General features: G+C 71.0%; 13 protein-coding genes and 2 pseudogenes. 11 read left to right on the top strand and 4 right to left on the bottom strand.

What is annotated here, in order from left to right; genetic code table 11:
- Positions 1–8 precede the first annotated feature (8 nt).
- Positions 9–1,538, bottom strand: coding sequence for an aldehyde dehydrogenase (NADP(+)) (locus ACWC0C_RS24705; protein WP_450865917.1), 1,530 nt, complete (start codon positions 1,536–1,538; stop codon positions 9–11).
- A 131-nt stretch (positions 1,539–1,669) separates the two neighbouring features.
- On the opposite strand from ACWC0C_RS24705, the gene ACWC0C_RS24710 reads away from it, so the two are divergent.
- The 6 genes from ACWC0C_RS24710 (at position 1,670) to ACWC0C_RS24735 (ending at position 7,544) form a co-directional block, all read left to right on the top strand.
- On the top strand, positions 1,670–2,443 hold the full coding sequence (locus ACWC0C_RS24710; protein ID WP_449198453.1) for an IclR family transcriptional regulator: 774 nt from the start codon (positions 1,670–1,672) through the stop codon (positions 2,441–2,443).
- Positions 2,444–2,593: 150 nt separating this feature from the next.
- Entirely contained in the window at positions 2,594–3,064 is a 471-nt protein-coding gene (locus ACWC0C_RS24715; protein WP_450865919.1) for a GNAT family N-acetyltransferase, read from the top strand.
- A gap of 78 nt (positions 3,065–3,142) precedes the next feature.
- Positions 3,143–4,096, top strand: coding sequence for a hypothetical protein (locus ACWC0C_RS24720; protein WP_450865920.1), 954 nt, complete (start codon positions 3,143–3,145; stop codon positions 4,094–4,096).
- Positions 4,097–4,101: 5 nt separating this feature from the next.
- Positions 4,102–5,379, top strand: a complete 1,278-nt coding sequence (locus ACWC0C_RS24725; RefSeq protein WP_450865921.1) for a sensor histidine kinase — start codon at positions 4,102–4,104, stop codon at positions 5,377–5,379.
- Positions 5,376–6,035 (top strand): response regulator, encoded by a 660-nt coding sequence (locus ACWC0C_RS24730; RefSeq protein ID WP_450865922.1) that lies wholly within the window; start codon positions 5,376–5,378, stop codon positions 6,033–6,035. The genes ACWC0C_RS24725 and ACWC0C_RS24730 overlap by 4 nt, the downstream gene beginning before the upstream one ends.
- Positions 6,036–6,089: 54 nt before the next feature.
- Positions 6,090–7,544, top strand: a complete 1,455-nt coding sequence (locus tag ACWC0C_RS24735; RefSeq protein WP_450865924.1) for a peptidoglycan D,D-transpeptidase FtsI family protein — start codon at positions 6,090–6,092, stop codon at positions 7,542–7,544.
- Positions 7,545–7,556: 12 nt separating this feature from the next.
- Here the strand turns inward: ACWC0C_RS24735 and ACWC0C_RS24740 are convergent, their stop codons facing one another.
- Positions 7,557–8,954, bottom strand: a complete 1,398-nt coding sequence (locus tag ACWC0C_RS24740; protein WP_450865926.1) for an NCS2 family permease — start codon at positions 8,952–8,954, stop codon at positions 7,557–7,559.
- Positions 8,955–9,059: 105 nt separating this feature from the next.
- Between ACWC0C_RS24740 and ACWC0C_RS24745 the strand changes: the two are divergent.
- Together ACWC0C_RS24745 and ACWC0C_RS24750 are read left to right on the top strand one after the other, a co-directional pair.
- Positions 9,060–9,417: pseudogene (locus tag ACWC0C_RS24745) on the top strand (sigma factor-like helix-turn-helix DNA-binding protein); the annotation flags it as partial.
- The gene (locus ACWC0C_RS24750; RefSeq protein WP_450865927.1) at positions 9,414–10,262 is read left to right on the top strand and encodes a hypothetical protein; all 849 of its coding nucleotides are present in this window, start codon (positions 9,414–9,416) and stop codon (positions 10,260–10,262) included. The pseudogene ACWC0C_RS24745 and the gene ACWC0C_RS24750, both read left to right, overlap by 4 nt.
- Before the next feature lie 78 nt (positions 10,263–10,340).
- On the opposite strand, the gene ACWC0C_RS24755 is transcribed toward ACWC0C_RS24750, so the two are convergent.
- On the bottom strand, positions 10,341–11,138 hold the full coding sequence (locus ACWC0C_RS24755; protein WP_450865928.1) for an HAD family acid phosphatase: 798 nt from the start codon (positions 11,136–11,138) through the stop codon (positions 10,341–10,343).
- 173 nt (positions 11,139–11,311) lie between these two features.
- On the opposite strand from ACWC0C_RS24755, the gene ACWC0C_RS24760 reads away from it, so the two are divergent.
- From ACWC0C_RS24760 to ACWC0C_RS24770, 3 genes are all read left to right on the top strand, one after another.
- Positions 11,312–11,749 (top strand): hypothetical protein, encoded by a 438-nt coding sequence (locus ACWC0C_RS24760; protein WP_450865930.1) that lies wholly within the window; start codon positions 11,312–11,314, stop codon positions 11,747–11,749.
- On the top strand, positions 11,746–12,225 hold the full coding sequence (locus tag ACWC0C_RS24765; RefSeq protein WP_450865931.1) for a hypothetical protein: 480 nt from the start codon (positions 11,746–11,748) through the stop codon (positions 12,223–12,225). The genes ACWC0C_RS24760 and ACWC0C_RS24765 overlap by 4 nt, the downstream gene beginning before the upstream one ends.
- A 283-nt stretch (positions 12,226–12,508) precedes the next feature.
- Entirely contained in the window at positions 12,509–13,006 is a 498-nt protein-coding gene (locus tag ACWC0C_RS24770; protein WP_450865933.1) for a hypothetical protein, read from the top strand.
- Between the two features lie 9 nt (positions 13,007–13,015).
- Here ACWC0C_RS24770 and ACWC0C_RS24775 read toward each other — a convergent pair.
- Positions 13,016–13,192 (bottom strand): annotated as a pseudogene (locus ACWC0C_RS24775) (right-handed parallel beta-helix repeat-containing protein); the annotation flags it as partial.
- Positions 13,193–13,205: the final 13 nt, after the last annotated feature.

A 13,205-nucleotide genomic window follows, 5' to 3' on the forward strand; every position in this document is an offset into this window, starting at 1 on the left:
GGCCCGCGCTACCGTTCCAGAACCCCGTTGAACCTCCGGGGAAGTCCCAAGGGGTTCTCGTCCTTCAGCTCGGCCGGGAGCAGGGCGGCGGGCGCGTTCTGGTACGCGACCGGCCGCAACCACCGCTCGATGGCCGTACCGCCCACGGACGTGGACGTGGACGTGGTCGCGGGGTACGGCCCCCCGTGATGCTGGGCCGGTGCCACGGCGACCCCCGTCGGCCACCCGTTGACCAGCACGCGGCCGGCCAGCGGAGTCAGCTCGGCGAGAATCTCCGCGCCCCGGCCGTTGCCGGCGGCCTCCTCGGCGGACAGCTGGACCGTCGCGGTGAGGTTGCCGGGAAGGCGGGACAGCACCGCGGCGGCCTCGGCTTCGCCGTCGTACCGTGCCACCACGGTGACCGGCCCGAAGCACTCCTCCAGCAGCAGGTCGTGCGCCCCCGGCGAGGCCAGCCTGTTCGCCGGCACGGTGAGCAGCCCGGCGCTGACGGTGTGCGCGCCGCCGGCCCCCGGGGTGACCGGGGAGTCCACGTCCGCGAGGCGGCCGCGCTCCTCGACCCCGGCGATGAAGTTGTCCCGCATCCGGTGGTCGAGCAGCACCCCGGCCTCGGAGTTGCTCACCGCGTCCGTCAGGGCCTTGAGCAGGCCGTCGCCCGCCGCGCCGGACGGCACGAGCACCAGGCCCGGCTTGACGCAGAACTGCCCGACTCCCAGCGTCATGGACCCGGCGAGCCCGATACCGATCTCATCGGCCCGCTCGGCGGCGGCGGCCTCGGTCACCAGGACCGGGTTCAGCGAACCCAGCTCGCCGTGGAACGGGATCGGCACGGGACGCGCGGCCGCGGCGTCGAAGAGGGCACGCCCACCCCGCACCGACCCGGTGAAGCCCGCGGCGGCGACCAGTGGGTGCTCGATCAGCTCCACGCCCGCCTCGAAGCCGTGCACCAGACCGACGACGCCCTCGGGGATGCCGTGCTCGGCGGCGGCCCGGCGCAGCACCTTGGCGACCAGCTCGGACAGGGCCGGGTGGTCGGGGTGGGCCTTGACGACGACCGGGCAGCCCGCGGCCAGCGCGCTCGCGGTGTCGCCGCCCGCCACGGAGAAGGCGAAGGGGAAGTTGGAGGCGGAGTAGACCGCGACGACACCGAGCGGGACCTTGTAGCGGCGCAGGTCCGGGACGGGCGGGGTCGCGGTGTCGTCGGGGTGGTTGATGACGACGTCCAGGAAGGCGCCCTCGTCGACGATGCCGGCGAAGGCCCGCAGCTGGTAGCTGGTGCGGGCGAGTTCACCGGTCAGCCGGACCGGGCCGAGGGCGGTCTCGGCGTCGGCGGTCTCGACCAGACCGTCCCTGGCCGCGTCCAGGCCCGCGGCGGCGGAGCGCAGGAACGCGGCGCGTACGGTGCGGTCGGCGAGGGCACCGCGCGCGGCGTGCGCCGCCTTGACGGCCGCGTCCACCTCCTGGGCCGTGGCCTCCACCGCAACCTGTTCACGCTGCTTCCCGGTGCGCGGGTCGACACTCCAGACTGGTGCTGCTGCCACCGCGGGTCCCTCCACATGTCATGCCGCAGTACGGGGTCATCCATCAGCGATGTTCGATATACTGAACGCTGTCTCTGATGATGAATATGCTGTCGGAGACTATTTGGCGTCCAACGAAGGGGTCAAGGGCGATGTCGGCAGGCGACACAGGCGGCGGCGCGCAGGTCAAGTCCGCGGTACGGACCGTTGAACTGCTCGAGTACTTCGCCGGCCGGCCCGGCATGCACTCCCTCGCGGCCGTGCAGGAGGCCGTCGGGTACCCCAAGTCCAGCCTGTACATGCTGCTGCGCACGCTCGTGGAGCTGGGCTGGGTGGAGACGGACGCGACCGGCACGCGGTACGGCATCGGGGTGCGGGCGCTGCTGGTGGGCACGTCGTACATCGACGGCGACGAGGTGGTGGCCGCCGCCCGGCCGACCCTGGACCGGCTCTCCGACGACACCACCGAGACCATCCACCTGGCCCGGCTCGACGGCACCAATGTCGTCTATCTGGCGACCCGCCAGTCCCAGCACTATCTGCGGCCCTTCACCCGGGTCGGGCGCCGGCTGCCCGCCCACTCCACCTCCCTCGGCAAGTCGATCCTCGCCACGTACACCGACGAGCAGGTGCGCAAGCTGCTGCCGGAGACCCTGCCCGCGCTCACCGAGAACACCATCACCGACCGGGAGAAGCTCATCGAGGAGCTGCACCAGGTACGGGAGCAGGGCTTCGCGGTCGACCGCGAGGAGAACACGCTGGGCCTGCGCTGCTTCGGCGTGGCGATCCCGTACCGCACACCGGCCCGGGACGCGATCAGCTGCTCGGTGCCGGTGGCCCGGCTGACCCCCGCCCACGAGCAGATGATCAAGGACGCCCTGTTCGACGCGCGCGACCGTCTGGCGCTGGCGACCCGGCGACTCTGACCGCGAGCGGCCGAGCGCAGGCGCGCCGGCCGTGACGTCGCGGCGCAGATGCGCCGCCCGTGGCGTCGCCGCTCGCCACCGGTACCGCCGCGGGCGCGTCGGCTGTGCTGTCGTTGGCTGGGGGCCGCCGCCGTCGTAGGGTCGGGTCTCATGGAGATCGCGCTGCGTGCCGTGCGGGACAGTGATCTGCCGGTGTTCTTCCGGCAGATGAGCGACCCGGAGGCGCTCCTCATGGCCGCGTTCGGACCCGAGGACCCGGCGGACCGGGACGCCTTCGACGCCCAGTGGAAACGCATCCGCGCTTCCTCCGCCGTACCGCGGACGGTGCTCGTCGACGGGCGGGTGGCGGGCAGCACCGCGGTCTACGGGGAGCCGGGCGAGCGCGAGGTGACGTACTGGATCGACCGCGCGTACTGGGGTCGCGGCGTGGCCACGGCCGCGCTGCGGGCCCTGCTCGCCGAGGTCCCCGAACGGCCCCTGTACGCGCGGGCGGCGGCCGACAACACCGCCTCGCTGCGGGTACTGGAGAAGTGCGGGTTCCGCGAGAGGGCCCGGGCACGGGGTTACGCCAACGGGCGGGGCCGGGAGATCGACGAGGTCGTGCTCGTCCTGGAGGGCTGAGCGTCTCCCCCGTGCGGCGGAGACGGATCGTCGGGCCGCAGGAGGTGAACACCCCGGGCGGCGCGGGAGCGTTGCGGCATGACGATCTCGACGGCCGCTCTCCCTGGCGGCATCTCCGCGCGGCGCCGTTCGCTCCGGCTCGTGGCCATCGCCGCCTGCCTGCCGTATCTGTCCCTCAAGTTCGCCTGGATCGCCGGGAGTCACCTGGGCATCCCGGACGGCAGCCCGCTGCTGGAGCACCGGCTGACCATGGCGCTCACCAACGGCCTCACCGTGCTGATGGACGCGGCCGTCGTCGTGCTGGCGCTGCTGCTGACCCGACCGTGGGGCCGGCGGGTGCCGGCCTGGCTGCTCGCGGTGCCGATGTGGTGCGCCGTGGGGCTCCTCGCCCCCATCATGGTGGGCTTCCCGCTGCAGCTCGTCCTGCACGGCGGCGGGGGCGGCAACGCGACCGACAAGCCCTTCCTGGACGACTGGGTCTTCGGCGTGGTGTACAGCGGGTTCATCGTGCAGGGGCTGGCGCTGGGCGCGCTGTTCGCCGGGTACGCCCGCGAGCGCTGGGGGCGGCTGTGGCGCGGGCGGGTGCGGGAGCTGCCGGCCGGGGCCGGGACGGCGGCGCGGCGGCTGACGGCGGTGACGGCCGTGTCGGCGGCGCTTGTCGCGCTGCTCCCGTGCGCGGTGCGGCTGCTGCGGGGCTGCGGGGCGATCGCGATGGACGGCGGCGGGGACGGGGACCGGTCCATGGAGTTCGTCTACGTCCTCTTCCTCGCCGCGGCCGTCACCGGCGCCTGGCAGCTCGCCTTCCGCCGGGGCCGTACGCTGCCCGTCGCCGTGCCGCTGGCGCTGGCCTGGACCGGTTCCGGAGCGGTGGCCTGCTGGGGCGGCTGGATGTCGCTGGCCGTGCTGGTCACGGGCGACGGGCCGACACCGCTGACCGGCCTGACCTACGCTGGGCAGATGATCACCGGCCTTCTCGTGGCGACCGTCACCGCCCGCTTCCTCGCGGACCGGTCCGGCAAGGTCCCGCAGTGACGCGGATGTCGAGGCCGCTCTTCGGCGGGCGGGCGCGGCGCCGCTGGATCCATCTGATCCTGGGCGGCGCCCTCGCCATGCCGTACGTCCTCGTCGGCTCGGTGATCATCGGGCCGTTCACCGGCGTGGACAACGTCTTCGGCTCCCTTCCGCTCCAACTCGGCTCCTTCGGCATCGGGTTGCCGATCGCCGCGATCACCTCGCTGTTCCCGCTGACCCGGCCGCTGGAGTCCGGGGCGGCGCGGGCCCTGTGCGGGATCGACGGGGACGCCCTGGCGCACGGGCCGGCCCCCACTCCCGCCGAACGGGCGCGTACGGCGGCCTGGTTCACGCTGCACCTCGGTCTCGGCGGGATCATCTCGGGCATGACGCTGTCCGTGCCGCCGTTCGCGGGGGCGCTGATCGTCCTGCCCCTGTTCGTCGCGCTGGGCCACCCGCTCGGCCTGCCCGAATCCCTGCACCACGGCTGGGTACTGGCGCTCTCCCCGGTCGCGGGCCTGGCCGCGCTGGTCGCGCTCGCCGCGTGCGCCGCCGGTTGCGGGGCGCTGCTGGCCCACTGGGCACCCGCACTGCTCGGGCCCACCCCTCAGGACCGGCTGGCCGCCGCCGAGGCCCGCGCCGCCGACCTCGCGGTACGCAACCGGCTCGCCCGCGAGCTGCACGACTCCGTCGGGCACGCCCTGAGCGCCGTCACCCTCCAGGCGAGCGCGGCCCGCCGGCTCCTCGGCACCGACCCGGAGTTCGTCCGCGAGGCGCTGGCCGCCATCGAGGAGACCACCCGGCGTACGGTCGGCGAACTCGACGCCGTGCTGGGCGTGTTGCGGGACGGTGACGCGCCGGGCACCGCGCCCGCGCCGACCCTCGCGAGCGACCTGGACGGGCTGCTGCGCCGGACCCGGGCCGCCGGGCAGCGCGTGACGGCCACCGTCGCCGCCGACCCCGCCGCGCTGCCCCCGCTGGTCTCCCGGGAGGCGTACCGGATCGTGCAGGAGGGCCTGAGCAACGCCCTGAAACACGCCGCCACACCGGTCACCGTCCATATCGCCGGCGCCGGCGGCCACTTGGAGATCACCGTCGAGAACCCCCTGGGTACCGCGGCGGCACCCCGCCCCGGCGGTGGCCATGGTCTGCGGGGCATCGCCGACCGGGTGCGGCTGCTGGGCGGCACGGCGGAGGCGGGGCGATCCGGGAACTCCTGGCGCCTGTCCGTACGGCTGCCCCTGACCATGCAGGCCGCGGCGGCCGACGCGCGCACCCGACCGCTCCCGAAAGGAACCGCATGAACCCGCCCGCCATCCGGATCGTCCTCGCCGACGACGAGCGCATGGTCCGCACCGCCCTGCGCGCCATCCTCGCCGCCGAGCCCGGCCTGGAGGTGGTCGGCGAGGCGACGACCGGCGCCGAGGCCGTGTCGGTGGTCCGGGAACTGCGGCCCGACGTCGTGCTCATGGACGTGCGGATGCCGGAGATCGACGGCATCCGGGCCACCGAGCAGATCGTCGCCGGCATGGAGCAGCCGCCGCGGATCGTCGTCGTGACCACCTTCGAGAACGACTCCTATGTGTACGAAGCCCTGCGCGCCGGTGCCGCCGGCTTCCTGCTGAAACGGTCCGACGCCGACGCCCTGGTACAGGCCGTACGGCTGGTCGCGCGCACCGACAGCCTGCTGTTCCCGTCGGCGGTACGGTCCCTCGCGGCCGCGCACGCGCACCGGGCCGCCCCGGCCGCGCCCTGGGTGAGCAAGCTCACCGGACGCGAGCGCGATGTGCTGCGGCACATGGCCGGCGGACTGACCAACGCCGAGATCGCCCGGCATCTGGACGTGGGCCCCGCCACCGTGAAGTCGCACGTCGCGGCGGTCCTGGCGAAGACGGGCGCCCGGGACCGCACCCAGGCGGTGATCGCCGCGTACGAGGCGGGTTTCCTGAGCGCGGGATGAGAAATCGGGGCGTACGGGAACGATCGGCCCCCTCTCGATCGTCTTCGGAGCGGGATGAACAAGACGATCAGGCGGGCGTCCGTCTTCGCGCTGCTGCTCGTGCTCGCTCTGCTGGTCAGGGCGACCTGGGTGCAGTTCTACGACGGCAAGGCCCTCGCGGACGACAATGACAACCGGCGGAACGTGATCCAGACGTACTCACGGCCGCTCGGGAACATCATCGTGGCCGGAGACGCGATCACCGGCTCCACCCGGACCTCGAAGAGCGACCTCGCGTACAAACGGACGTACAAGGACGGCAAGCTCTACGCGGCGGTGACGGGCTACGCCTCGCAGGCCTATGCGCCCACGCAGCTGGAGGGCATCTACCAGGACCTGCTCAACGGCACGGACAACCGGCTGAAGACCGTGATGGACACGCTCACCGGCAAGCGCGCCGAGCCGGGCAACGTGCTCACGACGATCGACCCGGACGTGCAGAAGGCGGCGTACCGCGCCCTCGGCGACAAGAAGGGCGGGGCCGTCGCGATCGACCCGAAGACCGGCAAGGTCCTCGCGGCGGTGTCCACGCCGTCGTACGACCCCTCCGCGCTCACCGACGCGAACACGGCCGGTGTGGCCTGGAAGTCGCTGAACGCGGACAAGGACAAGCCGCTCACCAACCGCGCGCTGCGCCAGCCGCTGCCGCCGGGTTCGACGTTCAAGCTGGTCGTGGCGGCGGCCGCGCTGGAGGACGGGCTGTACAAGAACGTGGACGACCCGACCGACAGCCCCGACCCCTACACCCCGCCGGGCACGACGCACGTGCTGGTGAACGAGAACAAGTCGGCGCCGTGCAAGAACGCCCCCATCCGCGTCGCCCTGCAGTACTCCTGCAACAACGTCTTCGGCCATATGGCCGTCCAGCTCGGCCAGGACAAGGTGAAGGCCATGGCCGAGAAGTTCGGCTTCAACGACGACAAGCTCGATGTGCCGGTGCGCTCCTACGCCAGCGTGTACCCCTCCCGGATGGACCAGCCGCAGACCGCGTACTCCGGCATCGGCCAGTTCGATGTCACCGCGACCCCGCTGCAGATGGCCATGGTGTCCGCGGCCATAGCCAACGGCGGCAAGCTGGTCTCGCCGCATATGGTGTCGCAGATCACCGACAGTGGCGGTGAGGTGTTGCAGAACTACGACGACAACACGGACAGCAAGGAGATCGTCTCCGCCTCCACCGCCGAGCAGCTCCAGTCGGCGATGGAGACGGTGGTCAAGGACGGCACCGGCACGAACGCCCTGGTCGACGGCGCCACCGTCGGCGGCAAGACCGGCACCGCCCAGCACGGCGAGAACAACAGCAAGACGCCCTACGCCTGGTTCACGTCCTTCGCCAAGTCCGACGGCAACGGCAAGGAAGTGGCGGTCGCCGTGATGGTGGAGCAGTCGGACGCGGCCCGGTCGGAAGTGAGCGGTAACGGCCTGGCGGCGCCGGTGGCCAAGGCGATGATGCAGGCGGCGTTGAAGTAAGGGTCCCGGCCCTCACTTCACCCCGAGAATCTGCTCGATCGGGTCGATCGCGAAGTACACCAGGAACAGCACCGAAACCCCCCACAACAGCCAGTTGACCTCCCGCGCCTTCCCCAGCACCGACTTGATGCCGACGTAGGACACAAAGCCCGCGCCGATCCCGTCGGTGATGGAGTAGGTGAACGGCATCGCGGCAATCGTCAGGAACGCCGGGATGGCGATCTCGTACCGGTCCCAGTCGATGTGCTTGACGTGGGTCATCATCAGGAAGCCCACCGCGATCAGCGCGGGCGCCGCCGCCTGGAGCGGGACGATGGTGAGCAGCGGGGTGAGGAAGAGGGCGAGGCCGAACAGGCCGCCGGTGACGAGGTTGGCGAGGCCGGTGCGGGCGCCCTCGCCGACGCCGGCCGCGGACTCGATGTAGGCGGTGTTGGAGGAGGCGGAGCCGAGACCGCCGGCGACGGCCGCGGCGCCGTCGATGAAGAGCACGCGGCCGATGCCGGGTACCTGCCCCTTCTCGTCGAGCAGTCCGGCCTCCGCGCTGATGCCGACGATGGTGCCCATGGCGTCGAAGAAGTCCGACAGGATCAGGGTGAAGACCAGCAGGACGGCGGTGAGGACGCCGGCCTTGGCGAAGCCGCCGAACAGGCTGAAGTGACCGATGAGCCCGAAGTCCGGGGCCGCGACGACCTTGTCGGGGACCTTGGGCGTGGTCAGGCCCCAGCTCTTGATGTCGGCGACGGCGTTGACGATGATCGCGACGACGGTCATCGTCACGATGCTGATGAGGATCGCGCCCTTCACCTTCCGGGCGAGCAGGGCGATGGTCAGCAGCACGCCGAGACAGAAGACGAGCACGGGCCAGCCGGTCAGGCGTCCGACGGCGCCCAGTTGCACGGGCACGGTGGTGTGCGCGGCGTCCGGGATACGGCTGACGAACCCGGCGTCGACGAAGCCGATGAAGGCGATGAACAGGCCGATGCCGACGCCGATGGCCTGCTTCAGCTGCTGCGGGATCGCGTTCATGATGGCCTTCCGCAGTCCGGTGAGGACCAGCAGGCAGATGACCAGTCCCTCCAGGACCACCAGGCCCATCGCGTCGGGCCAGCTCATCAGCGGGGCCAGCTGGAAGGCGACGACGGCGTTGAGGCCGAGGCCGGCGGCGATGGCGAGCGGGAGATTGCCGCCGACGCCCATCACGATCGTCATCACACAGGCCACCAGCGCGGTGGCCGTGACGAGTTGGCCGGTGTCGAGCGCGTGCCCGTACTTGTCCTTGGCGCTGCCCAGGATGATCGGATTCAGGACAAGGATGTAGGCCATGGTGAAGAACGTGGCGAAGCCGCCGCGTATCTCCCGGCCGAGCGTGGATCCCCGCTCGGAGATCCTGAAGTACCGGTCCACTGACATGGTCCCACTCCTCGTCACCTGATGATCGGCTTGCGGATGCTGGCTGGATTGTTCCCCTGTTCAACCTGTTTCAGGTTTTCTCTGTGTTACGGAATCCGGTTCGGCGACGACCTGGCGGCGGACGCGCTGCTGGCGCTGTGGCACCGCTGGGACCGGGTGCGCGCGGCCGACCACCCGGTGGCGTACGCGCGAGGCGTGGTCGCCAACCTGGCCCGCACCCGGATCCGCAGGGCGGTGCAGACTGCCGTTCCGCAAACGGGCGTGCGTGGTGCTGCGGCATGCGTGCGACCTCTCGGAGAAGGACACGGCGCTCGCGCTCGGGGTGCCGGTGGGTACGGTTAAGAGCCAGACGTCCAAGGGCATGGCCGAACTGCAGCGATTGATCGGCCCCCAGGGCGATCCGCGGCGGGTGCACGCGGCGATGGCCGCCCGGGGCGGCGAGAGCGGAGGAAGGAACCGATGAGGCAGCAGGACGTGCACGACGAGCTGCGCGCCCGGCTGCACGAGGCGGCCGAGGCCCACGAACCCGACCGGGCGCGCATCCTGGCCCGGGTGGAGCGCGGTATGGCGATGCCGTCCCGTCCCTCCGGCCACCGGGCCACGCGTCCGCCGCTCCTCGGCTGGGTGCGGGTGGCCGGCGCCACGGCGGCGGTCGCCGGGGTGCTCGCCGTCGGCGGGTACGCGGTGGCCTCCGCGGTCCACGGCGACCAGCCGGCCCGGCAGACGGTCGCGGTCTCCCCGACGCCGAGTTCCTCGCCGAACGGGACCGCGCGCCCACCGGCGCATTCCGCCGATCCGGTGCCGGGTCCGGGCACCCCGCGCCCGTCCCGCACCCCGAGTGCCACACCTTCCCGGACACCGACGGCCTCCCGGCGACCGCCCGAGGCACACGGCGAGCAGGACGGCCCCCTGTGGTCGGACGGCTCGGTGGACCCGCACAGCAACGACTTCTGGGCGCAGAGCGATCTGACCCTGAAGACGTCCGAGCAACTGACTGCCCTCACCGTCGAGTTGAAGGTGGCGCAGACCGGTGGGGTGGCTTCGACGGGTGCGTGGCGCTCGCTGCCGGAGGACGACTTCACGCAGGCGGTCGAGGAGAGGGACGGGTTCGTCGTCTACCGGTGGACGCTCAAGGAGGGCCGTACGGTACCGGCGGGGCAGTGGGTGTTCGCGGGGCAGTACGACCATGCGCGGGGCGGGCGCGACGCGAAGGGTGACAGCTACACGATCACCGGTACTGCCGCGGGGCATGTTCATGCGGTGACCGGTGACTTTGCCGCGCATGAGAGCCAGGGGGGCAATTCTTGAGTGGCGTCTGCCGGCCGGCCCCCGCCACGGCACGGTGCTGCCGGTGACGGGGGCCGGGTACGAGCGGCTGCGGGGTCGTCAGGAGACGAAGTAGGTCGGGTTCGGGATCTTGTACGTGCGGCCGGTGTAGCCACCGTCGAGGTCCGAGTACTGGTCGCCGAAGTCAGCGATGATCTTGTATCCGAGGTCGTCCTCGATGTGCTTGCGCGTCCCGGACTTGTACTGCACGGTCGTGCAGTTCCAGGCGGCCGGGGTGGCGCAGTCGCTCAGGTAGACCGGCGGGTTGGCCTTGTCCTTGAGGAACATGTGGTCGGCGTCGAGGTTCACGTCGGCGCCGACCTTCTTCAGGTTCGCGACCGCGGCGGCGCGCTGGGCCTCGCTCAGACCGGAGTTGTAGAAGACCTCGACGCCCTTGGACGCGGCGTACTGCACCAGCTCGGGGCTGCCGAAGACGGCCGGGCGGTCGGCGCGGTTCACGTAGTCGTTCCACGTGGTGGGGTTGAACGTGTAGTTGTAGCGCTTCTCGTAGTCGAGGCTGAGGAGCAGCGTGTCGTCGATGTCGAAGACGACGGCCGGCTTCTCGCCGTGACGGTGCGCCTTGCGGGCCGCCTTGTCGATGTACCGCTTGGCGCCGGCGTCGATGTCGGCCAGGTCCTGGGCGTACGGGCTGTCCGGGGACGCCTGGTAGACGCCGTTGCTGTCGGCGTGGGTGCCGTAGTAGGTGTCGATGTCCTTCACCAACTGCCCTATGTTGTAGGGCTCGTGGGTGGAGTTCGCCGTCGACTGCCCGGCGGTGGCCGTGCCCGCGCCGTACAGCGCGAGACCGGCGAGAGCACAGGCGGCACCGGCGGCGACGGCTCTGTGGGACTTCCGCATGGATTCTCCGGATCTGGTGAATGAGAGTGATGTACCAGGTCAGGGACTATCTACGCGCATAACAACCGACGCTGCGAGGCCTGTTATCCGATCGATACACATTTCCCCCTACGGACCGCGTCTCCACGGACCACCCGTGAGCAGGCGGAGAAGGGCACGGCGACAATGACCCCGTGATGACTGTGCAGTTCACGGTTCGGCCCGGACAGGGTGACGCCCACGGTTTCGACATGGGCGACATGACCGTCACCGGGGACCTCGGCACGGCCGACTCGGCCGGTCACGTCCCCGATCAGGGCATGATGATCTACATCTCGGTCGTCCGGTTGCTGGACAGCCTGCGCGGCTTTCTGCGGGGTGACGCCCGCGTGCTCAGCTTCACCGGTGCCGACACCTCGTTCGGTCTTGTCGTACGACGGACCAAGGACGGCCTGTCGGTCGCCGGCGAGAACGGCGTCGTCGCCCGGACAACCGCTCCGGAGCTGGCCTCCGCCGTACTGCACGCGGCGGAGGCCCTTGGCCGCGGCCTTCCTCCGCACGACACGGTCAGGTTCGACTGGGAAAGCGCCATCGCAGATTTCCGCCCCCTCGTAGCAGGCGGCAAGCGATGAGCACCGGGCGCCGGGAGAGCGAGCCTCGGTACCGGCCGGAGCATTTCGTCGTCGACGGAGCCCTGCGTGACGTCTGTGTCCTCGGCACCGCGCTCGAGGACTGGCGGCGCGTGTTCGGGGGGCTGCACGTACTGCCGGGGAGACACGTCCTCACGTGGACGCTCGCCGGCGTCACCGACACGAGCGTGCCGGACGCCGCTGTCGTCTGGTCCCGGCTAGGGCAGGATCCGGAGGAATCGGTGAGCCTGGCCATCGACATCGGAGGTATGTGGTTCACCTGCTACTTCTTCGAGATCGAGGAGATCGGGTTCACCTTCGATCCGCGCGATGTGGTGGACCCGGGGACGTTCGCGCGTGTCCGCGACTTCGTGACATGGCTGGGGACATCCACCGGCCGAGAAGTCATCGTGACCATGGAGAGCACCGACCACGCCACCATCCCCGCGCTACTCCGCTACCGCCCCCCGTCCTCATGACAACCGCCCCCCTCGCTCCCCTGCACCGACGCCTCCTCACCAAGCTCCTCGAAGTGGATCTCACCGGCGCGCGCGAGCTCAGAGCCCAGGTCCCGGAGGCCGGAGCTGGTCGGCGAGTTGCTCGTCTGGGTGGGCGGCGGCAGGCTGTCCGCCCTCGAGTACTCGTGGTACGGCAGCGCCGCTCCGACCGAGCCGCCGGAGCCCGGTCTTGTCACCGTGACGGTTCAATGAGGCGCCGATATGGAATTCAGCAGGAGCCTTCCTTGCCGAGAGGATGGCGGCCATGAGGTTCATCAAGGCCCATTGGCAAGAACACGGGTTCTACGTCGACCCCTCCGCCTATCTGGACGAACTGCCCGGCCTGCGTGGCGTACTCCCGCCGGGTGCCTGGGCGTTCGCCTCCGATCCCGGGCACTACGACATCGCGGCCGCCACCCGCTGTGTGAAGGACCTGGAGCTGGCCGGGATGCAGCTTGCCGCCGACAAGAGCGGGGGGCTGGTGCTGGAGTTCGCGCCGAACCGGTGGAAGCACGACGTGGGGCTGCGCATCAGCTACTCGGGCGTGCGGCACTTCTCCATCGATCGCCACCGTGCGTTCGACTGGCTGCTCGTCGACACCGTGCTGCTCGACGAGATCCTCCCGGACGAGGACCGCGACGAGAAGGGCGACAGGGACGGTGCCGGGAGTGGCGGTGGGTGTGTGCACGAGATCGCGCTCACCGACGCCTCGATCACCGTCCGCTGTCAGGATCTCCGGGCGGAGTGGGGCGGCAGGGGGTGACGAGGGGGGTCAGTTCATCGTCGCCCCGATCCTCGTGCTTCCCGTCGTGAGGAACGTCGTCGACGGCAGGGGGCCGTCCGACCTGCGGGCGTTGTACGTCGTCGTCGCGTCCATGGAGACCAAGGACGGCATGGAGATGCCGGAGTCCCAGTTGTCGCCCGCCGAGACGACCGAGGACCCCTTGTTGGGGCGAGGGCAT

This window comes from Streptomyces sp. NPDC001709, assembly GCF_053596375.1.

Excerpts from the sequence above, each read along its gene's own strand:
- ACWC0C_RS24740 (WP_450865926.1), bottom strand. The coding sequence starts at position 8,954 with ATGTCAGTGGACCGGTACTTCAGGATCTCCGAGCGGGGATCCACGCTC.
- ACWC0C_RS24735 (WP_450865924.1), top strand. The coding sequence starts at position 6,090 with ATGAACAAGACGATCAGGCGGGCGTCCGTCTTCGCGCTGCTGCTCGTG.
- ACWC0C_RS24750 (WP_450865927.1), top strand. The coding sequence starts at position 9,414 with ATGAGGCAGCAGGACGTGCACGACGAGCTGCGCGCCCGGCTGCACGAG.
- ACWC0C_RS24720 (WP_450865920.1), top strand. The coding sequence starts at position 3,143 with ATGACGATCTCGACGGCCGCTCTCCCTGGCGGCATCTCCGCGCGGCGC.
- ACWC0C_RS24755 (WP_450865928.1), bottom strand. The coding sequence starts at position 11,138 with ATGCGGAAGTCCCACAGAGCCGTCGCCGCCGGTGCCGCCTGTGCTCTC.
- ACWC0C_RS24715 (WP_450865919.1), top strand. The coding sequence starts at position 2,594 with ATGGAGATCGCGCTGCGTGCCGTGCGGGACAGTGATCTGCCGGTGTTC.
- ACWC0C_RS24730 (WP_450865922.1), top strand. The coding sequence starts at position 5,376 with ATGAACCCGCCCGCCATCCGGATCGTCCTCGCCGACGACGAGCGCATG.
- ACWC0C_RS24710 (WP_449198453.1), top strand. The coding sequence starts at position 1,670 with ATGTCGGCAGGCGACACAGGCGGCGGCGCGCAGGTCAAGTCCGCGGTA.
- ACWC0C_RS24725 (WP_450865921.1), top strand. The coding sequence starts at position 4,102 with ATGTCGAGGCCGCTCTTCGGCGGGCGGGCGCGGCGCCGCTGGATCCAT.
- ACWC0C_RS24770 (WP_450865933.1), top strand. The coding sequence starts at position 12,509 with ATGAGGTTCATCAAGGCCCATTGGCAAGAACACGGGTTCTACGTCGAC.
- ACWC0C_RS24765 (WP_450865931.1), top strand. The coding sequence starts at position 11,746 with ATGAGCACCGGGCGCCGGGAGAGCGAGCCTCGGTACCGGCCGGAGCAT.